Below are 19,377 nucleotides of genomic sequence, written 5' to 3'. Positions count from 1 at the left end.
CTTTGTTAACCACCTAAATTATTATGAAAAAATTAGTTTTAATCGGTGGAGGACATAGCCATGCGATCGCTTTAAAACAACTAGGGATTAACCCTTTATCAAATGTTGAATTAACCTTGATTTCCGATGTGATTCAAACCCCCTATTCAGGAATGTTACCCGGGTATATTGCCGGGTTTTATAGTTTCGATCAATGTCATATTGATTTACCGTCCTTAGCTGAATTTGCTCAAGCTAAACTTTATATTGATTCAGCAATTGGTTTGGATTTAGCAAAAAATCAGGTTATTTGTAAAAACAATGCTCCCATTCCCTTTGATATTTTATCTATTGATATTGGTAGCACTCCCAAAACCTCAACAATTCCTGGGGCGATCAAATATACAATTCCTGTTAAACCCATTTCTCAATTTTTGCAATACTGGGATCAATTAATTCAGGAAATTAAGCAAAATCCGCAAGAAAAAATTAGATTAGCGATTGTGGGTGGCGGTGCGGGAGGAGTTGAATTAGCTTTAAATATTCATAGCCATCTAATGCAAATTTATCAACAATTTAATCAACCTTTAAATCAGTTAGAATTACATCTGATTCATAGTGGTAATCGGCTATTATCTGAACGTTTAAGTCAAAAGGTAGAAACTATTCTCAGAAATCGTGATATTCATGTACACTTAAATCAAACCGTTAATCAAATTGAGCAGAATCAGGTTAAAATAATTAGCTGTACATCGGGGTTAACCCTAGAATGCGATCGCATTTTTTGGGTAACACAAGCCAGTGCGTCTCCCTGGGTTCAAGAAACAGGACTAACAACGGATCAAAGAGGATTTATTCTCGTTAATCATTACTTACAATCTATTTCCCATCCCCAAGTTTTTGCCGCCGGAGATATCGCCACAATGGTTAATTATCCTCGACCTAAAGCGGGGGGTTTTGCCGTGCGCCAAGGTCAACCTTTATTTGAGAATTTAAAACAAAGTTTACAAGAAAAACCCCTAAAACCCTTTATCCCTCAAAAAGAATTTTTAATTTTAATTGGTACAGGAGATAAAAAAGCGATCGCATCGAAAGGAGGGTTGAATCTTGGGCCTAATTCTTTATTTTGGCGATGGAAAGATTATATTGATCAAAAGTTTATGAAGCAGTTTTGAAATTTAATATTAAAGATTAAACTTTTTTATAGAATAAAAAATTTAAAAATTAAATGATAATTCAGAAGTTGGCTATGCCATCGTATGTTATTTCTAACTGGAGAGTCCAGTATTGGCAGAAAAATCAAGCCCCGCTAAAACATCAGGTTCAGAATGATTTTCGACCCAGTTCAGAAAACTTTCTGGGGCTGTTTTAAACTGAACTAAGAGGCGTAGAGTCGCGGCGGGAATTTGATGTAGGAGTTGGGGAGAAGTTAAACATAAAGCTTGAAATTGAGGATTACTCAAAACAGGTTTAGGAAACTCATTAAGTAACTCAATTAAGGTTTCTTTAGGAGTATTCGGGTTGGTAGCCACCAAATGACGAGTGGCAACATCCGCACTAAGTCCTAAGATTTTTAAGACCTCGGAAGGGGCGTTAGAATTATTAGCAACCAGTCGGGATAATTCCGTACTTCTTTGACTCAGTTGAACTAAACGTTCACAGGAAGTTGCCGGGTTGGCGGCTTCTTGTTGCAGAATAATGCACTCTGGTAAAATCATAATTTTCGACCAAGGTTGAGTTTATGACATTAAAGTTTTTTTATTCATCTGCGGGTAATTTGGATTTAATTTGTGCAACAAAATCTTTATGATCAACGACGGGTTTAGGAATATAACCATCGGCTCCACTACGCGCTAAAAAGTTTTCGCGATCGCCCGTGGTCGCATGGGCAGTCACTAAAATAACTGGAAGTTGAGCGGTGGCGGGGTTCGCTTTTAACATTTGGGTAATTTTAATCCCATCAACGGCTTTCCCTTCATAATAACTATTGGTTAAAGACACATCCATTAAGATCAGATCCGCTTGTTTGTTTGCCGCCATTTCCATGACGGTTTCCACATCTTCAGTATGTTTTGCCAGTAACCCGCCACGTCTGGTTAAAATCCGTTCAAAGACTTTCCAGTTAACGAGATTATCTTCAACAACTAAAATGGTTCTCATCATGGTCTTACCTCTTGGGGAAACCCTATGTCATCTATCTATAGTTCAAGTGTGTTCGATATCAGCTAAACTGTCGATAGGGATAAGTTCAGGAGTTCTGAAACCTTCTCTATGACTGAATAAAACCTGTTTGATGCCAGTTAGGATAAAAAAGGATGGAAAAGTTCAGTGTTGCGTAGTGAGTCCTTCAGGACTCAATCTTATTCCAAAAACTGGGGAAATAAAGAAAGCCCTGAAGGGCTTACTACGGGGAGGGACGACGGGGAATTGTATGGGTGAGGAAATCATAAGCCATGTCTGTATGGGGAAAAATGGCTCTAGCTTCCGTTAATAAATCCTCTAAAATAATTGAATTTCCGGGGGCATAACGGGGGCTAAAATGAGTCATAATTAATTGTTTGACCCCGGCAGCTAGTGCTACCTGTGCCGCCATGGTGGAGGTAGAATGTAATCTTTGAAAAGCCATTTCTGCATCTTGATGGGAGAAAGTGGCTTCATGAACTAACACATCTGCATTTTCCGCTAATTCTACCGCCCCATCACAAAATACCGTATCGGTACAATAGACGAATTTGCGACCCACTTGGGCTTCGCCACATAATTCCTTACCCCGAATTACTTGACCATTGGCCAGGGTTACAGCCTGTCCCTGTTTGAGTTGAGCATAAATTGGCCCGGGGGGAATCCCTAATTTTTGGGCTGTTTCCACATCAAATCGTCCGGGTTTATCCTTTTCAATAATTCGATAACCAAAGGCTGGGACTCGATGTTTCAACGGGCCACAAACCACTTGATATTCTTCATCTTCAAAAATCATCCCGGGTTGAATGGTATGGACTTTAACCGGATAAGAAAAATGGGTTTGGGAATAGCGAACACAACCCTGTAAATATTCGGATAATCCCGATGGCCCATAAATATCAATCCGTTTGGGATTTCCTGCTAACCCACAACTGGCTAATAACCCCATTAACCCAAAAATATGATCGCCGTGTAAATGGGTAATAAAAATTCGGCTAATTTGACTAATTTTTAAGTCGCTGCGGAGGAATTGATGCTGCGTCCCCTCTCCACAATCAAATAGCCAAATTTCAGCCCGTTGCGGTAGACGCAAAGCTATACTGGAAACATTACGCGATCGCGTGGGAACCCCCGAGCTAGTACCTAAAAATGTAATCTGCATTTACCTCTACCTATTGTCAACAAGCCTAATTTTGATATCCTCCCCATGGGTTAGCCACGACTCCTGGAGTAAGCCCTGAAGGGCTCACTACTAGAGGTTTATTCTTGATTCATTTGAGCATCTTTAACAGCAGCAAAAAATAGAAATATACTTAACGGAATACTCAATGCCAAAATCACACTGGTGGTTAAACTTCCCAGTTCTGGATCTCCCGAAGATAATTCAAAAACTGAACCAACAGAGGCGATCGCAGCTACACAAGAACCCAATAATAAAACCATGCTTTTTGGAGTACCGACCATCTTTAATTATCCTATATTATTTAACGAATTTAACAGCTTTGGGTGAGAATTTATGTTTGGCCAATTCTTCATTTAAAGCCAATTTATTCTCCACTCGATCCACAAATAAAACCCCATGCAAATGATCCATTTCATGTTGAATTGCCCGACCTAATAATTCCGTCGCTTTTAGGGTGCGCGGTCTGCCATTTTCATCTTTAAAAGACACTTCCACGACTTCCGGGCGAGTCACATCCATATAAACCCCCGGAATACTCAAACACCCTTCTTGAAACGGTGAAATTTCCGTACTGGATTTAATAATAGTCGGATTGATCAAGACTAAAGGGGGGTTAGCAGCATTATCCGGTTCGCAGTCAATCACAATCACCTGTTTATTCACGCCGACTTGAGGCGCGGCTAAACCAATACCGTCGGCACTATACATGGTTTGTAACATCTCCCGCACCAGTTGACGAATTTCATCATCAATGCGAGAAACTCGTTTTGCTGGGGTTCTCAAGGCGCGATCGCCTAAATAGTGAATCTCAAAGGGAGGTTTTTCTAACTTTTTCTTTTCAACTAAAACTTGTGAGGTCATAGAAGGGTTGCTCTTAACTTCTGAAACAATATTATCCTCCCTATATCTTAATGTATTTTAACAATTAACACCCATTTCTCCGGTGTTGAGGTGTTAACCAACAACCGATCACCAACAATTATCCCGAATCAACTTGACATTTAATATTTTTTATGGTAGAGCAAGTTAATCATTAGAATTGTCGATTACTACCAAAACCCATGACCGTTGAAATCAAAGTTACTTCTATAGTTTGTCAAGCCTGTGCCAATACTGTTACTAAGGCGATTAAATCTTTGGATGCTGAGGCTGATATTACAATTAATTTAGAGACAAAGATAGTTAGTATTAACGGTACACCCTCAGAAACCGCAATCAAAGAAGCGATTACCGCCGTTGGTCATACCGTCGAATAGGGAATTTTGGCTCTTGATTGGTCCTAAGTAGTAAGCCCTTCAGGGCTTTCTTCCCTAAACTTAGCCGCAAAACCTAACACCAATAACCACCAGATTAAATTTATTAGTGTTAGGTTTAGGGGATTAAGCCCTGAAGGGCTTACTACTTTGCCTAATATTAGTTACCCTAGACTCAGGAGCAAAATAGTTACATTTCCGTCATAGATTTTTATGACTCAGGAATTCCATATTTCCGTGACCCCGGTTGGAGATAATGAATATTTGGTGCGCACCGAAAAAGTCGCATCCGGTGTTCCTTTAGCCGAAGAACAAGTTAAATGGCCTGTGGACGAATGGTTAGCCCAGGCTCGTCAATTAATGAATGATCCCCTGTTAGGTCTATTGGAGGGCCAAACAGTTCGTCGTTCTCGGGGTTTGGGCCAAACAATCGAAACTCAATCCACCAGTGATCCGCCTCTATTAAGTTTAGTCGAATTGGGTCAACAGCTTTATCATGGCTTATTTCAAGGAACGTTACACGATAGTTGGACTTGCGCCCAAGCGATCGCCCAAAATCGCCAAGAATTATTACAATTACGCTTAGGCTTAAAAGGCAAACGGTTATCGAGTTTACCTTGGGAAGTATTACACGCCGGAGATCGTCCGATGGCGACGGGAACAGATGTGGGATTTTCCCGTTACCAACCCGGGATAAATTCTATTCTTCAAACCCAAGTTAGAAAACCAAATCAACCCTTAAAAATTTTAATTGCGATTGCCGCGCCCACTGACCAAGAAACGCTACAACTAAAGCGGGAAGTATTACATTTACAAGAAGAATTGCGACGGGAAAATAGACGAAGTAACGGCAATTTTATAGAACCCATCACCCCCGATATTCAACTAACTATTTTAGAACAACCTGACCGAGAACAACTCACCCAAGCCCTAGAACAAGGGGAATATCAAGTATTTCATTATGCCGGACATAGTAATTTAGGGGCATCCGGGGGAGAATTATATTTAGTTAGTCGTCGAACCGGATTAACAGAAACTCTAAATGGCGATGATTTAGCCGGATTATTAGTTAATAATGGCGTACAAATGGTGGTGTTAAATTCCTGTCGGGGAGCATATCGAAATATACCAAATGTTAGCGATGATACCGAGCAATTAAATTTAGCTGAATATGCCGTTAAGCGCGGTATTCCAGGGGTGTTAGCCATGGCGGAACGGATTCCTGATGATGTGGCACTGACCTTAACGCGATTATTATATAGAAATCTAAATCAGGGTTATCCGATTGATTTAAGTTTAAGTCGAGCCAGACAAGGATTAATTTCTGCCTATGGTTCCGATCAATTATATTGGGCATTGCCCATTTTATATTTACATCGGGAATTTAATGGGTATTTAACCGCCAGTCAAGCTAATAATTCGATTCTCGAAGAACAGGAATTTTTACCTTTGCCTTCTGCTTCAGCAGAACAAGATTTGAAGCCAAAATCTACCACTAAAACTCTATCATTATCCGAATTGGATAGCATGAATGATGATAATATCGAAGGTCTATTAGATGATATTGTTTATGAAGATAATTTAGATAATGATTCAGATGGTCTTGATTTTATTGGAGATTTTCTAAGTAAATCAAAGGTTGAAAATCCCCCAACAAAAACCGAATCAATACCCAATTTAAAATCAGAAAAAACACCTTTTTTATCTTTAAACTCACCGTCAAAAACCATTACAAATAAGTCTTTAACCTCTGATTCTAAAACCTTTCTATCGGGTTTAAGTGCGGTTAATTTATTTAAGGGAAAACGATTATTCTGGGTTTTACCATTTTTGCTAATTCCCTTGGGTTTTGGGGCTTTGTGGTGGCAAAATATGGCTTTACAATCAAAGAAATTAGCCAGTGATAGACAAACTCCTTCAGTTACTGTTAACTCAAATCAACCTCAAGCTACGGATTTAAAAACAGCAAATACTGATTATGTTTTAGGAATTGCCGTTGAACAATTTTATCAGAGAAATCTATTATCGGCAGAAGAAGCAACTACAGAATTATTAGATAGAGGAGCCTTACAAAAAGCTAAAGCCGCCTTAGCTGCGGTGCAGGTTCAAGATTTGAATAATCCTATTGTTAATTTTCTTCATGGTCGGTTAGCTTGGCAATCTATTCAAAGGGGAAGTACGGAATATAAAATTGATGACGTGCGACGACATTGGGCAAAAGCAGTTCAACAAGATCCTAAATCTATGAAGTATAAAAACGCCTTGGGTTTTGCTTATTATACCGAAGGAAAGTTAGAAAACGCCTATCAAGTTTGGATGCAAGTTTTAGAGGTTGAGGAACCTACTTTGTCAGGGAAAATTATACCAGGAACTGCTAATAATATCCAGTCTCAAGTTCAACAACAAGATAAGTTAACTGCTTATGCGGGAATTTCCTTAGTTTGGTGGAGATTTGCTCAAACTTTGCCTAGTAAAGAAAAAGAGTTTATGTTGAGTAAAGCGGTTAAATTTAGTAATAAAGTGATGAGTGAAGCACCTACTAAATTTGAACCTAATGAATTATCTCAAAATTGGATGTGGTCTAAGGAGTTAATTCGAGATTGGCAATTATTATTGAAAGAAGAAAAATAGACGATGAACCCTTCTTCTCAAGGTAAAAATGTAGATTAGTTTGTTAGGAAAATCAAGTTTTAGGGGTTTAGCAAATAGGAAGGGTGCGATCGCATTTCAAAACTTTGGTTTTGGGGGTCTAGGCACTCGTTGTGTGGCTAAGTTAACTTTGTTTTCAGGTTCTTGTTTAGGGCGATCACTTTTTTTTTGAGGTTTTGGTTTTGATGCTGTTTTTGAGGAGGTAGTGCTATTCGTAGGAAAGCGACGCTTATCCTCAATTTTCCTAATATCTAAGGGTGTAGGTAACACTTTTCTATCCTTAAATTTCTCAAGTTCCATATAAGCTGCTTCTTTAGGGGGATCGCATTGCAACATTGCTAAGAGCATCTCTATTCGTGGTATTTGATTTAGATGCTCAAGCTGTTGTCTGTTTTGGTTATCTGGATAGTCATTTTCACTAATGCGATCAAGGACATAGTTTTCAAATTCACTGATACAGTTTATTTCTGCTTGAGTTACTTCATCTTGTTCTTTTTCATCTTGTGACCATCCATCACCATTAAATAATTGACTGTAGCGTGCGGTGCGATCGCTCAAGTGTAATTTATAATCAATTTTTACCGCACCCATTCCCAGTGGTTTACCCATCCCCAGAGAAAAGCAGTATTGTTCATCAGGTTTACCAGTTTCCAGTTGTTGCAATTTATCGCTGCTGAGACTTAATACCCAAAGCAAAGTACCCAATTCGACATCACTCAAATTTTCAAAGTGAATATTAAAAGTAAATTCAATTTCTGGATCAATAGGTTTAACTAAACTGGTTTGATTATCTGAAGCATCACTTGGAACTTCTATTTGACAAGGTTTATGCCAGTACAATTTATGTCCTCGAATAACAGTTTCTCCTGGTTCTGTATCAGTTGGAGTCTGACTAGCATAGTGTTTTAGATTCTCTTTCAGAGCATTAGTTTTTTTAGGTTGAACCAAATAATGCTGAAATGTAGTAGGTTTTGGACTAGAAAGCAGAATTTGCTGAGGTTCTTTATTAAGACTAACTTGTACTTTTTCCTTCTGATCTGGTTTCTCCTGATCTAGTTTAAGTGTCGCATCAGTTATAAATACTCGACTAGCGTAGGCTTCTTTTCGCGGTTTTTTGCCATCTATATAACCAAAGACAGCTTCTGCAATATCAGTTTCAGATTTATCCCGTAATTTTTCAGCCACAAACTCTAAGGGAGAGGAAGGATAAGGGAAGCGAAACATCTGCGCCCTCCCTAAAAATCTAATGTTTTTGTTGTCTTCTTGTGAATTTTCATCAAGTAAAAAAAATACAGGTTCTCCATCTCGAAGATATCCGTCCTTCTGACGACAAGCATGAGATGGTTTATCTTTAGGATAGGCTTTTTCTTGCCACTTTGTTAGCTGATCGTCATCTTGAAAACGCCTGATTATATTTTCATCAACTGGGTATGGATCTTCATTTAACTTTTCATCTAAAAACACAAATTCCAGATGTTTGTGCTGCATATCTCCTGTTATTACCAATGTACCTTGCTTTAATGTTAGTGCAGGAGTAAAACTAGCCGAGTGAACTTTACGAAAGCGTAAATAAAGGTCAGGGTGTCTCTGTTTTCCATTGTTATTAGTTTGTCGAATAAAAAAGTGATCTTGCTCCGATGGATCAATGTCAACATAAATAGTTTCATGCTGGTAGTTCCAGCTTGGCGTTTTTGCCGGACTAGATCCTTGATAGAGCGGTTTACTTGGAATATTAGGTTTATTAACAATGACTGTATTAATTACATTTCTATCAATACGTCCGTATCCACATTCTTCAACAAAATAAGAATTACCACGCTTGCGTAAAAAACCGGCACGAACTTTAGAGTGATAGCAAGGAGCTTTAGGATTTGGTGAATGCTGTGCATCTCCAAGGTTGTCAACAAAGTTAGCTTGGTAAATCTCTTTCAAAGCGGGATCGCCGAGTGATCGGTAGAATAATTTCTTGTCAGTCACTCGCTCAATCTTACTAAAACTTACAATTTCAACCAAAGTTCGCAGCATTCCCCGAATACTACTACCTGGAATCATAAGTTGATGAGTTGCAGGGTTAATAAAAAAGTTTGCTCTCAGTTTTTGGATCTCATCAGGCAAATCTTTAAATGCCATTTCTCCATATTTAGCAAAATCTTTTGGACTCCAACCACAACGAGTATATATAAGAGATTCTGTAGTTAAAGTACATTTAATTCTGCCCGTATGTCGATTTGGATGATAGCGATCGCCACTGGGTAAAGAATTAGGTTCAACTGTAACAACTTGATCGGGTAATTCAACAAAATTATAAGGTGCAACAGCACGACGTTCATCGTTGATTTTTTTAATATGCTTAGGACTCATTTACTTATCCTCCCAATATTTTTTAGATAAAAGTACATCAGTTTGAACATCAAATTGCCAAGTATCAGGAAACTCTGCTTGTTTATACTCAAATCGAACACTCTCTAACGCATTAGCATAGACTTTAGCTAATATTTCTGCTAGATAAGGTTTGAGACTGGGAGAGTCTTCTAATAAATACCGAATTTGTCGCCGTTGTTCAAGAATAGTTACTTCCCAGCCATTGTAATTTTCTGTGCTATTGACATACATTCGTTTTAGAATATGAGCAAAGAGTACCATCAATCTATTTCTTAATTCTCGGCGATCGCTTCTTCCCAAACTCTCCACCTCCTCAATTAAATTATCAAAATCTAGGTAATCAAGATCCCGCTTTCTAAGTTTAGCCACAGTATCTTCACACCAGGCTACAAAATCTTGCTCATAAAGCGTGTCATTTTTTGGTATTATTTCAGCCATGCTTTTGCTCCTCAGTAACTAAATTAACTACTCTGATTTATTTCCTAATATAACCCCTTCATACAAACTTTCAATCGCGCAGTCAAACTCAATGCTTTCTAATCTGACCATCTCCCCATCCATATAAGCATAATAAAGCCACATTTTTCCCTCCCCTCGATGATAAACTTCAACAGAAATGGATTCAGAATCTACTAAAAAATATTCTTGTAAACTCGGAATCTGACGATAATACTTGAATTTGTCACCGCGATCATAACTTGCTGTACCCGGAGAAAGCACCTCAACAATAACTTTAGGATGTTGAATAAAGTCATGGGCTTTCAAATCTTCTGGGTCGCAAGTTACTACTAAATCAGGATAAAAATAACGACTTTTTTCACTAGCCTGAACTTTAACATCGGATACATAGGCTTCACAACCCCTTTGACGTAAATGAGGATACAAAGCCCTGTATAAGTTGAGGTAAATTTTAGCATGGGAAAGAGTACCTCCAGTCATTGCCAAAATTTCGCCGTCAATATATTCATAGCGAAGCTCCTGCTTAGATTCCCATTCTAGGTATTCTTCCGCTGTCATTTTTTGAGGATATTGGGGTTCAGCAATCATAATTTTTTCCTCAATTTTTCACTTTCTATTTTAACGGATTCTAAATCTACCAATCGACTTAAATAAATTCTCGCCACTCCACTACTATTATCATAATTAATATAGTGGTGAACTTCCAAACGCACTCTATTTTTAAGTTTGCAATCGCTCTCTAACTCAATATCTGTAAATGGGACAGCGTGCCTCAAACCTTGCTGTCCGTCCCATAGTAAAGTAAACCCGTTTTCTTTATCTTTTTGACCATGAGTTCCCCAAAGTATTTGAGGTTCACAGATAAAGTCTGTACCTTCTGGTTCAATGATCAAACGGCTTTGGGGTTGACCATTTACTTTCCAAAGCATAATCTCAGAAGTTTTACTAAATATTCGACATTGCTGAAGCGTTAACCATCTGAGTTTAGCAAAATTATTTTGTGGAAATAAATGTTGTGGTTCAGTGTGAGTAATTAGTGTTCCATCGGTTTCAAATCTTCCCCAAATGACTCCATCATCAGCATGAGCCAGTAAGTATTGAAGATGATGATCTTTCGCTTTTTCTTCTAACCATCCTTTTAAATTGCTCTCAATTTTGCTAACATCATCGATATTCTCACAAATGGGTTTATTCATTGATCTACCTCATTAACTAAACAGTTGAATTAACCAGCGATTTACTTCCCCGTCATCAGAAGTTCTACTGCGCTCCAAAGCTTCTTCAACGACTGAAATTTGCAGGGGGGGTAAAACTTGAGAGACTCGTATTTCTCGACTTCCTCCATCAATCATTTTAAAAGCAGTAACATTAGCGTTATTGGTGTTAATTACCCAATATTCACCAATCCCTAAGCGCTCATAAAGTAACCGTTTTTCTCCCAAATCATCACTCAGAGTTGTTGAGGCAATTTCTATCACTAAAGTTGGCGGTGTATATTGGTTTAAATCAATCGGCTCGTTACTGCGAGGGGGAGGGTTAGAAATTTCTCCCAGATAAAATGCTGAATCGGGTTGGCTTTCTTGTATAGGAGTTTTTCTTAGAGTAACATTCGTAAACTCGACCACTGGAATATTTTTCAAGGTGGCAAATAAACTAATTAATCGCGCCACTACTGAATTATCTCTGCTGTGATTAATACCAAGGGGACTCATTTCAATTTTCATGTAACCATGATCATAATAAAACCTAGCTTTTTCATATTCAGGTTGATTCTCTAACTGTTGAAAATCTTGCCAACCAATCGGTTGCCAAATTTCAGTTAAAATTTCAGGAGTTTTAAGAATTGCTTTGCTCATTATTATTGTTCTCCTTAATGTATTTTACCAGTTCTGATACATAATCTTTTAGTTTTTCTTTGTCACTTTCTGGAGTTATTTCAAGGGAATCATCACCATTTTGTTTAATCTCCCAGGTTGAATCTTTCCAAGTCATTTTAGCCTCTTTTCCCTTCAGTCGTCCTCTCCCAACACTACTAGAACCACCAACGGGTAAATCTTCTGTCCAGAGATCTTTAAGTAGTAGTAACAGTAAGCCAATTTCGTGTTCTTTAGGGTTGCGTAATTCCAACTTTAATTCAAGTTTGTTATCATTGTTGGCAAAAACTGGTTGTTCTTGAAATAAAGCTCCGTGATAAGCACCACCAGTAAAACGATCAATCGCAATCCGAGTTTGTACTAAATCAGTTGTATGATTGATGGTACTCTCATGGACAATTAGACGGCTTGCTTGCGATCGCTTTTTATTGACATCCCCAAAAATACATTGGACAATTTCCGGTTCTTCGTCACATTCCGGGTTTTGACCAAATGAACACTGAAGCGTTTTAACAATCCGTTCAGCACGATGTCGCAATACTCCTGCTAAACTTGTACCAGAAATAATAGGAACTAAATTTTGTTGACTTGGATCGGGTTCGTTTTCACTCTCTTTTTTAGGTCGATGAGATTTCAAATGCACAACATCAGGTGCGCGTCCCGTTTCTGCTTGACCAGAACGAATAAGTAAGGGACTGGCGAGGTTAAATGTGGCGTTGATGGTGAAGCGATCGCGTTTATCTTCTTTCTCTAATTCATCGAAATCTACTTTATTAATATTAGCTTGAGTAAATGCGTCTTTAATTGATGAATAACTTGAAATTTCAGGAAATAAACCTGTGCGCCAATGCTCGAATTTCAACCAAGCTGTGCGATCGCTTGCATCCGTTAGATCAAAATTCCAAACCTGCCATTCTTTGACATGACAGCGACCAAAACCCCGCCGTTTTTTCATACCAAGAGAAATTTCTCCACTTTTTGAACTATTATTAGGTTCTAAGCCTTGGAGTGCTAAAGCAAGAGCTTTAATTAATTGTTGTTCATTATCATTTTTCTCAATCAACAATTCAAAACCAAGAGGAAATTCAGTACCAGCTTGTAGTAACTCTAAATCATACTTAGCTTTATCAACAGCAGTCCGAGTAATGCTATTAATTTTTACTCCATCTCTGAGTTCAGATTGGATGGGTTTAGTGCTAATCGCATCATTGATAATTAATGGACTTTGCGTATCTTGCTCTCTTAGTTTTATTCTTTCTACTTCATCAGTTATATTCTGTTCATCCTTATAAGAAAAAAGATCGCCGAATAGTAAAGCTGCTGAATCGTAGCGGCGATCGCTTTTTCCATATCCTTTATTTCGCTCTCGCAAATAGTTCCGCAAAGCACCAGCTATAGATGAACCTGTCAGTAAAGCATATTTATCATCAAGGCTATCTCGCAGCAATGGTAAATCGGTGGGACTATCTGCATCTCCAGTACCTAAACAAGTGGGAGTATCAAGCACTAATGTACCGCGTACAATAATGCGTTTAGTAATCAATCGATGGTCTTTTCTATAAAGTTCAGTCATTGTTTTTATCCTTAATCATTTTTTTAGTAACTGCAATAATTAAACGGAGGGTGTATTCTAGTGATAACTGATTATCCAGAGTTTTAGATTGACTAGCAATAGTAACTCCTGGCTTATTTCCAACTATATGTTTTGACCCCCAGGATAAAATCAAACTTTCAGGATTGTTTAACCAATCTCTAATTTGTTCATCTAATTTTTTACCGTTACTCATCTCAGTTTGTTTAAACTGAGTGCGAGCAGCTTTAGTCAAATTATCTGAATTTTCCTCTCTACCCAGTAATTCGTAAAGTGGATCTGGCTTGCCCTCAGTTAACGCTTTTTTGGCTACAATCATCAACCTTGACAGTTGACTATTTTCGATTTTGATTTTGCTTGAATTTTCAGGTGTATTACTCTTAACTTGTTCTAATAACAATTCATCTAATTTTTGCCTTAGTAGTCTTACTGCCATTCTTTTAGCTAGTTTCTCTGATTCTGAACTCAAAGACTTTTCTTCTTCTTGATTACTGGCTGTCGAGCCTACATATTTACTAGCAGAAAAAATACTTTCTTCTATTAACCAGTTAAAGACTATACGACCAAAACCATCTACTCGCCTTTCACCTATTCCTTGAATTTCTAAATTCTTAACTTTTTCTACATCTAATTTTTCTGACTTAAAGACAAACACACTTCCGGCTGCAAAAGCTGGAACTTGCGGTAAAGGCAAACCCCATTTGCGGTTAAATCCACCGACAATTGTACTGCTGGCATAAGTGTCTATATGCTTGAGAGTTAACCCTAATTCATCACACAATAACTTAACTAATTCTTGCGGATCAGTAGTATGTTGACCGCACTCATCCCGTAAAATTGTATCACTGAGGAGTGTAACAGTTAAATTATTTTGGCGTTCCTTCCTGTCTTCCCAGCTTTTATTAACCTCATTCCAGTCGTTTTTATGATTACGATCATCTTTATCATTACAATCATCTTGCTTAGACCATAACTCAATCGTGACATGACCGTAACCTGCACTTTGAGAACCACCTAGCCAAGTGTTAATTTTTTCTGTTTCATTTTCAGGTTGCAGTAAAGATTTAATCATTTCAGCATCTTGGTCAGAGTCACATAAAACTACAGCTTGAAAAGTTTGTCCTGCATCAATGGCATCATAGCGAAATACTGCACCACTGCTTTCATTTCCTCTACCCCGTTGACGGTTTCGCTGATTGTGAATGTTAATTCTACGTTTTTCTTGATAGACAGTAATAGAACTATCATCAACCAAACAAAAACCTTGCTCTAATCGTTGAGGTGAGTCGGGTCTTCTGTTAATTGCAATTTGGCTAAAATCCCAGACTCCTCTATCTAATTCCTGACCTTTTTCTTTATACAATGAAAGAGGAGTCGGTAAAGTTCGTTTTTGGTTTTCACTATCAAGTGGCTTGGCTTTATCAAAGTCACAAAAATAAGCATTTAAGTAGCAGTTTTTGCCGTCAAAAAACAACCTTTTTACATCATCATTATCCAAAATATCAGCTTGTGTAGGTGGATATTGCCGCAGGTAGCGACTAATTAGCATTCCGCGAATCATGCTGCCAGGAATATAAGGATGAGAAACATCGCTGTTTGGATCGCCTTGTAATGATGTAGCAAGAATCGGTTGCTGTGTATGAAGCAAAAAAGTAACGGCTTTCATTTAACCCCCTCAAAATAGTTAATATTTTTTGTAGTAATGTCCTCATCAATATTGTTATCTTTGTCCTTGTAATAGAGGGTACATTTTACATGACCTCTGCCTCGGTTTCGTCCGCTTCCGATGCGTCGAAGTGCGAGCATACCTACTCCTAAAAGTGCCAGCATTTCTGGTGTGGGACTTTCATCAAAGAACAAAGGAGCCTCAAAACTAGGGGCTGCATCAATAGGATCGTGGATTACAACTCGAAATGACCTCAAGCTATGTTCGGCTGGTACGCCATCTTCAGGATTGATCGCCGTTTGTTGGCGAATAGCAGTTAAGGACGCAAGGACATCCTCACGAGTTGGAAATTCATCTTCTTGTTGTTGATCTGCCACAGCATCGCGTAAATCTTGAGGTAAACAAGCGTCACCAACGTGCATTTTTGCCATTGTTTCGTTGGTACTTCCTGGTTCACCAAATAAAGTATTTCTAACTTTCAGCCATTCTTGACGCTGAGTTTCTGGAAGTAAAAGAACGAGGTTATCGCATTCTTCACTTAGCAATCCTTTAAGTGTACGTCCTCTCAAATAGGGAAAACCATCGCGATCGTGTTCTACTTCTGAGTCAATTAAACCTGCAACTCCATCTCCTCGTCCAAAGGTTGTATCGCTCAATAGTTGGATTTTAATTGCGTACATAAGTTATTCTCCTAATGGGATATAAAATTCCATTGCTTCGATCGCATCAAAGTAACGACAATGACCTCTATCCCAACCTTTTTCTTTGAGAGAGGAGTTAGCTTTAGGGAAAGCGGGTAACTCATCTATCGCGTAAGCTTTAAGGAATTGCTCTGTTGCGGTTATACCTTCGCGTAAAACTTCTCGAAGTGCAATAATTTTATTACGTTTATCCTTCCAAGGTTCTTTTTCATTAAAGGCTCTGACAACTTCTGCAAAATCAGTCCAAGTTAGCCAGAAATCAGTATATTCGTGCGATCGCATAGGTCGTGTTGTTAAATTTCCGTTTTGATACTCTCGTTCTCGAATTTCTCCAATTGAACCTAATAAACCACTAGCAGCAATATGCCAATCAAGAGCAGAAAAAATTAGTTTTCTATCTGAGTAATCGTCCGTCTCTTTCCGCAAAAACTTTTTCGCGTTGCTGCATAATTGTTCGCAAAGTTCGTAAGCTCTTGAGAAAGGATAGTGAGTTTTAACAATCGCTATCCCCGCACAAGCTGTAGCTTTACCTTTTCCATCAGGTAAATCTTTAGTTTCTTCTTCAAATGCTTTTAAAAACTTAGCTGCTAAAGGTAAACCAATGCGACCATCACAGACAAATACAACATCATCACCTCCATAAACAATAGGACGAAAAGGTAAATAATTATCTTTGATCTGAAACTGTCCCGCAACTTTATTGTCTTTATCAATAGCCTTGATAAGCAAATCAGCCGTAGCTATTAAAGCTTGCTTCCCAGCTTTTTGCACTGCCCAAGATAGTTTTCGCATGGCAATAATGAAATCTCGATTTGCGTCTGGAATCGGTTTGTTTTTAGACTCTGCTTTTCCATAATCTTCAAATCGCTTGCCCATTCTGTTACCATCAGCGTGAACCACAGCAATATAACTGCTTTCTTGTTCTGAGCGACCCATATCATCCACATCACGAGCCACCTTATATTTACTGTTAAAGAGCATCTGCTCAAGTTCACTATTAGCGTCATTGGCTGCTTTTAGTTTTGCAACGATTTCTCTCGAAGCAAGATAGCCCTCGCCTTTGGGAATTCCATATTTATCCTCAGTATTTTCTACAGCCACTAATCCAGTTGACTTGCAAGTTGCTGTTACACCTAAACCCAATAATGGAACAGAAGGTCTGGGTTGTCTTTTTTGAGCATCTAACTGGCATTTAATTAGATGGTTTTCCATTATATCTTGTAATAGTTGCCGTTCCCAATCAAAAGGATGATGAGCAATTACAAGATTAAGTCCTGGTGCTTCTTCTAATAATTTTTTAGTTAGCTTGCGAGTGAACTTTCTAGCGTGTTCTTCAAGATTTCGGAACAGCAAAACGGTATTGCCGCCACCCGCATAAATTAACTCAGCTACCAAATTTTCCTCTTGAGTTATGCGTGGTTCTAATTGATTTTCTTCTGGTTTAGGAATATGAATTTTGTCAACACCAAAATCTTTCAGGAACTCCTCAACCCAATCAGTTGTTGCCAACTTTACTAAGTGGGAAGCACCGATATTTTCTTTTAGTCGGTTGCTACCAAAGATGTACTTCTGAATTCCTGTTGTATCAATAACTGTGGCGATATACTGGCTCATTAAACTGACCCCCTGTATTTTTTTACATCTTCATCCAATTTTTCAATCCACTTTTCAATAGCTTTGGATAAGTTCTTAATATCTTTGCGTCCGAACACAGCTATTTTTTGATCTTTTATCAGAGACAAGAAAGTGTCAGCTATTATTTCTGGTTTTTTATTAAAGCAAACTAAAATAACCCTTGCTTCACTACCTCCTAATTGTCTAGCTCTAACATAAGCTTCAAAAAGTTTTTCTTTGCATACATCAACTATGCTAGAAGTCGTACAAGATATGGCAAAAAATTGATAGCCCCGCATAAAAGCAACATCAAATTGAAACTTATCCCACACTTCATCTGACTTTTGCTTAATATCTACAATATTAAATGAAGCGGCTTCGGCATGGATTGGTGGCTTTACAGATATCTTTCCTACTTCTGACAAGACATAGTGTTCTAACCACCCACAGTTCAACCATTCGCAAACATGGTGTATTTTTTCAAACCCTCCTTTTTCTTTTGCAGTTTTAAGTGAAAAAATATCCTTTGTTACCCCAAAACATGGAATTAAAATGTCTTTAATTGCTGTTGGTGCTGTCGTCAAGTCAAGTTCCACTTTTTCAAGTACCTCCTCATCTTTCCAATCAGAATATTTTTTATCGCTCTTATACTCCCAAGTTTTGGGGGTCATTACCTTTTTACACCAATCTTGCCATTCCCTAGTTGTTTCATCTACCTTGCTTAGACTACTATGATACTGCTTCTCGTTGTTTTCTATTATTTTTAGATAAAGGTCTATCAGATTATTCGCAGCATCCAAGCATTTCGACTCACTAATTGGTTTATCTCCTTTCCATCGCAATCCATGCAAACTAAAAAGAGTTTCTCCTTTTATATCTAATTTTTCAGTTGGAACTGGTCTGCCAATTGATTGACCGTTATTTCGATCAAACATCATTTGTAAGCTACGAGGATCAAGGTAGCTAAAGCGAGGTTCTTCAGATAGTTTTAATTCTGGGTCAAGTAAAGCTTGATAGGCATGAACAGCCATTGCTTTTGTCCCACCCGTATAGTTCAATCCAAATCTTGTTTTTTTGGGGTAGTCTTTTTTAAGTTGTTTTACTTTGTCTTTGATAGCTTTTTGAATTTTAAACGCATTAGCTTCGTTGTTCCAAAGCTCAACTTTTTCTTCTTCAGTAATATCTAAAACTTCTTTCAGACGCTTGTAAGCCTCAAAAGTATGTTCGCTGTAAACTAGATAAGGCTTACCACCTTCTCTCAGTAATGTCTTTGCCGCCACATAGTTCGGCAAAGGATTTTCACCAATCAACAAAAACAGATGATCGACTTGATGATATTCCCAATCTAACGGATTTGTACTGGTCATAAATTCCTCTAAATTTAGGTTAACTGGTGAACATAATTTAAGTAGTAAAAAATGTGATCGCTATCCTTCACTCTCCAGGCAAATCCACCTTAAACATTGGAGGTTTCCTGACTCTCGGCAGAACTCATGTCATTTGTCCACATCTTCTGGCTGAGAACTAATCACCAAGTAATGAGAACAATCTTCTAATATCTGTTGCTATAATATCAATAAATTTGCACAAATATTTCTGGTTGAGGGTTAATAAAATGGTACTTGAAGCCCCTTATATAAAAGCCAAACCAACTATTACCTGGGAACCTCTACCCGCTAACTTCGTACTACCCGATGATCCTGTGGAAAATGTTCAACAACCCGCTCTGGCTGCGGCTCTAACTGATGCACTGGGAGCCGCTGGATATATTAATCGGGAATTGATCCCGATGTGCCAGATTAAACCCTGATTGATGGCTGATTGCTATAGGAATGAACCCCAGGG

The 19,377-nt window shown here is 38.2% G+C and carries 19 protein-coding genes; 4 read left to right on the top strand and 15 right to left on the bottom strand.

Going from position 1 to position 19,377, the window contains the following annotated elements; genetic code table 11:
• Positions 1 to 23: 23 nt before the first annotated feature.
• Complete coding sequence (locus PL11201_RS05325; protein WP_079677569.1) at positions 24 to 1,154, top strand: FAD-dependent oxidoreductase; 1,131 nt, start codon at positions 24 to 26, stop codon at positions 1,152 to 1,154.
• 93 nt (positions 1,155 to 1,247) lie between these two features.
• On the opposite strand, the gene PL11201_RS05320 is transcribed toward PL11201_RS05325, so the two are convergent.
• From PL11201_RS05320 to def, 5 genes are all read right to left on the bottom strand, one after another.
• Positions 1,248 to 1,697 (bottom strand): variant leucine-rich repeat-containing protein, encoded by a 450-nt coding sequence (locus PL11201_RS05320; protein WP_079677568.1) that lies wholly within the window; start codon positions 1,695 to 1,697, stop codon positions 1,248 to 1,250.
• A 40-nt stretch (positions 1,698 to 1,737) separates the two neighbouring features.
• Positions 1,738 to 2,139, bottom strand: coding sequence for a response regulator (locus tag PL11201_RS05315; RefSeq protein ID WP_079677965.1), 402 nt, complete (start codon positions 2,137 to 2,139; stop codon positions 1,738 to 1,740).
• Between the two features lie 244 nt (positions 2,140 to 2,383).
• Positions 2,384 to 3,322 (bottom strand): ribonuclease Z, encoded by a 939-nt coding sequence (locus PL11201_RS05310; RefSeq protein WP_079677567.1) that lies wholly within the window; start codon positions 3,320 to 3,322, stop codon positions 2,384 to 2,386.
• Between the two features lie 98 nt (positions 3,323 to 3,420).
• On the bottom strand, positions 3,421 to 3,624 hold the full coding sequence (locus tag PL11201_RS05305) for a hypothetical protein (RefSeq protein ID WP_079677566.1): 204 nt from the start codon (positions 3,622 to 3,624) through the stop codon (positions 3,421 to 3,423).
• 16 nt (positions 3,625 to 3,640) lie between these two features.
• Positions 3,641 to 4,204, bottom strand: coding sequence for a peptide deformylase (gene def / locus PL11201_RS05300; RefSeq protein ID WP_079677565.1), 564 nt, complete (start codon positions 4,202 to 4,204; stop codon positions 3,641 to 3,643).
• Between the two features lie 200 nt (positions 4,205 to 4,404).
• Here def and PL11201_RS05295 point away from each other — a divergent pair, with 200 nt between their 5' ends.
• A complete protein-coding gene (locus tag PL11201_RS05295) occupies positions 4,405 to 4,599 on the top strand; it encodes a heavy-metal-associated domain-containing protein (RefSeq protein WP_079677564.1) in 195 nt (64 codons plus the stop codon).
• 210 nt (positions 4,600 to 4,809) lie between these two features.
• Entirely contained in the window at positions 4,810 to 7,227 is a 2,418-nt protein-coding gene (locus tag PL11201_RS05290) for a CHAT domain-containing protein (protein WP_079677563.1), read from the top strand.
• A 96-nt stretch (positions 7,228 to 7,323) separates the two neighbouring features.
• Here the strand turns inward: PL11201_RS05290 and PL11201_RS05285 are convergent, their stop codons facing one another.
• From PL11201_RS05285 to PL11201_RS26415, 10 genes are read right to left on the bottom strand one after another with little or no spacing between them, the layout of a single operon-like run.
• Positions 7,324 to 9,606 carry a TIGR03986 family type III CRISPR-associated RAMP protein gene (locus PL11201_RS05285; protein ID WP_079677562.1) on the bottom strand — a complete coding sequence of 761 codons (2,283 nt, stop codon included), beginning with the start codon at positions 9,604 to 9,606 and terminating at the stop codon, positions 7,324 to 7,326.
• Complete coding sequence (locus tag PL11201_RS05280) at positions 9,607 to 10,065, bottom strand: DUF29 domain-containing protein (RefSeq protein ID WP_079677561.1); 459 nt, start codon at positions 10,063 to 10,065, stop codon at positions 9,607 to 9,609.
• 27 nt (positions 10,066 to 10,092) lie between these two features.
• Entirely contained in the window at positions 10,093 to 10,674 is a 582-nt protein-coding gene (locus PL11201_RS05275) for a Uma2 family endonuclease (RefSeq protein WP_079677560.1), read from the bottom strand.
• Complete coding sequence (gene csx19 / locus PL11201_RS05270) at positions 10,671 to 11,282, bottom strand: type III-D CRISPR-associated protein Csx19 (protein WP_079677559.1); 612 nt, start codon at positions 11,280 to 11,282, stop codon at positions 10,671 to 10,673. Before csx19 ends, PL11201_RS05275 begins: the two co-directional genes overlap by 4 nt.
• Before the next feature lie 12 nt (positions 11,283 to 11,294).
• On the bottom strand, positions 11,295 to 11,942 hold the full coding sequence (locus PL11201_RS05265; RefSeq protein ID WP_079677558.1) for a Uma2 family endonuclease: 648 nt from the start codon (positions 11,940 to 11,942) through the stop codon (positions 11,295 to 11,297).
• Positions 11,923 to 13,533, bottom strand: a complete 1,611-nt coding sequence (locus PL11201_RS05260) for an RAMP superfamily CRISPR-associated protein (RefSeq protein ID WP_079677557.1) — start codon at positions 13,531 to 13,533, stop codon at positions 11,923 to 11,925. Before PL11201_RS05260 ends, PL11201_RS05265 begins: the two co-directional genes overlap by 20 nt.
• Positions 13,526 to 15,217, bottom strand: a complete 1,692-nt coding sequence (csx10, locus tag PL11201_RS05255) for a type III-D CRISPR-associated RAMP protein Csx10 (protein WP_079677556.1) — start codon at positions 15,215 to 15,217, stop codon at positions 13,526 to 13,528. The genes PL11201_RS05260 and csx10 overlap by 8 nt, the downstream gene beginning before the upstream one ends.
• Positions 15,214 to 15,897 (bottom strand): RAMP superfamily CRISPR-associated protein, encoded by a 684-nt coding sequence (locus PL11201_RS05250; protein ID WP_079677555.1) that lies wholly within the window; start codon positions 15,895 to 15,897, stop codon positions 15,214 to 15,216. Before PL11201_RS05250 ends, csx10 begins: the two co-directional genes overlap by 4 nt.
• 3 nt (positions 15,898 to 15,900) lie before the next feature.
• Positions 15,901 to 17,532, bottom strand: a complete 1,632-nt coding sequence (locus PL11201_RS05245; RefSeq protein ID WP_079677554.1) for a Cas10/Cmr2 second palm domain-containing protein — start codon at positions 17,530 to 17,532, stop codon at positions 15,901 to 15,903.
• On the bottom strand, positions 17,532 to 18,899 hold the full coding sequence (locus tag PL11201_RS26415) for a PDDEXK family nuclease (RefSeq protein WP_159451515.1): 1,368 nt from the start codon (positions 18,897 to 18,899) through the stop codon (positions 17,532 to 17,534). Before PL11201_RS26415 ends, PL11201_RS05245 begins: the two co-directional genes overlap by 1 nt.
• A 248-nt stretch (positions 18,900 to 19,147) precedes the next feature.
• Between PL11201_RS26415 and PL11201_RS05235 the strand changes: the two genes are divergently transcribed.
• Complete coding sequence (locus PL11201_RS05235; protein WP_079677553.1) at positions 19,148 to 19,342, top strand: hypothetical protein; 195 nt, start codon at positions 19,148 to 19,150, stop codon at positions 19,340 to 19,342.
• The last annotated feature ends 35 nt before the right edge of the window (positions 19,343 to 19,377 follow it).

The organism is Planktothrix sp. PCC 11201 (genome assembly GCF_900009135.1).
Taxonomy (GTDB): domain Bacteria; phylum Cyanobacteriota; class Cyanobacteriia; order Cyanobacteriales; family Microcoleaceae; genus Planktothrix.
This window is presented reverse-complemented; position numbering and strand designations above follow the sequence as displayed.

Bases quoted from the DNA above. Each gene is read 5' to 3' on its own strand.
- PL11201_RS05315 (WP_079677965.1), bottom strand. From the start codon at position 2,139: ATGAGAACCATTTTAGTTGTTGAAGATAATCTCGTTAACTGGAAAGTC.
- PL11201_RS05305 (WP_079677566.1), bottom strand. From the start codon at position 3,624: ATGGTCGGTACTCCAAAAAGCATGGTTTTATTATTGGGTTCTTGTGTA.
- PL11201_RS05325 (WP_079677569.1), top strand. From the start codon at position 24: ATGAAAAAATTAGTTTTAATCGGTGGAGGACATAGCCATGCGATCGCT.
- PL11201_RS26415 (WP_159451515.1), bottom strand. From the start codon at position 18,899: ATGACCAGTACAAATCCGTTAGATTGGGAATATCATCAAGTCGATCAT.
- PL11201_RS05250 (WP_079677555.1), bottom strand. From the start codon at position 15,897: ATGTACGCAATTAAAATCCAACTATTGAGCGATACAACCTTTGGACGA.
- csx10 (WP_079677556.1), bottom strand. From the start codon at position 15,217: ATGAAAGCCGTTACTTTTTTGCTTCATACACAGCAACCGATTCTTGCT.
- PL11201_RS05310 (WP_079677567.1), bottom strand. From the start codon at position 3,322: ATGCAGATTACATTTTTAGGTACTAGCTCGGGGGTTCCCACGCGATCG.
- PL11201_RS05235 (WP_079677553.1), top strand. From the start codon at position 19,148: ATGGTACTTGAAGCCCCTTATATAAAAGCCAAACCAACTATTACCTGG.
- PL11201_RS05280 (WP_079677561.1), bottom strand. From the start codon at position 10,065: ATGGCTGAAATAATACCAAAAAATGACACGCTTTATGAGCAAGATTTT.
- PL11201_RS05260 (WP_079677557.1), bottom strand. From the start codon at position 13,533: ATGACTGAACTTTATAGAAAAGACCATCGATTGATTACTAAACGCATT.
- PL11201_RS05295 (WP_079677564.1), top strand. From the start codon at position 4,405: ATGACCGTTGAAATCAAAGTTACTTCTATAGTTTGTCAAGCCTGTGCC.
- PL11201_RS05285 (WP_079677562.1), bottom strand. From the start codon at position 9,606: ATGAGTCCTAAGCATATTAAAAAAATCAACGATGAACGTCGTGCTGTT.
- csx19 (WP_079677559.1), bottom strand. From the start codon at position 11,282: ATGAATAAACCCATTTGTGAGAATATCGATGATGTTAGCAAAATTGAG.
- def (WP_079677565.1), bottom strand. From the start codon at position 4,204: ATGACCTCACAAGTTTTAGTTGAAAAGAAAAAGTTAGAAAAACCTCCC.
- PL11201_RS05275 (WP_079677560.1), bottom strand. From the start codon at position 10,674: ATGATTGCTGAACCCCAATATCCTCAAAAAATGACAGCGGAAGAATAC.
- PL11201_RS05290 (WP_079677563.1), top strand. From the start codon at position 4,810: ATGACTCAGGAATTCCATATTTCCGTGACCCCGGTTGGAGATAATGAA.
- PL11201_RS05265 (WP_079677558.1), bottom strand. From the start codon at position 11,942: ATGAGCAAAGCAATTCTTAAAACTCCTGAAATTTTAACTGAAATTTGG.
- PL11201_RS05245 (WP_079677554.1), bottom strand. From the start codon at position 17,532: ATGAGCCAGTATATCGCCACAGTTATTGATACAACAGGAATTCAGAAG.
- PL11201_RS05320 (WP_079677568.1), bottom strand. From the start codon at position 1,697: ATGATTTTACCAGAGTGCATTATTCTGCAACAAGAAGCCGCCAACCCG.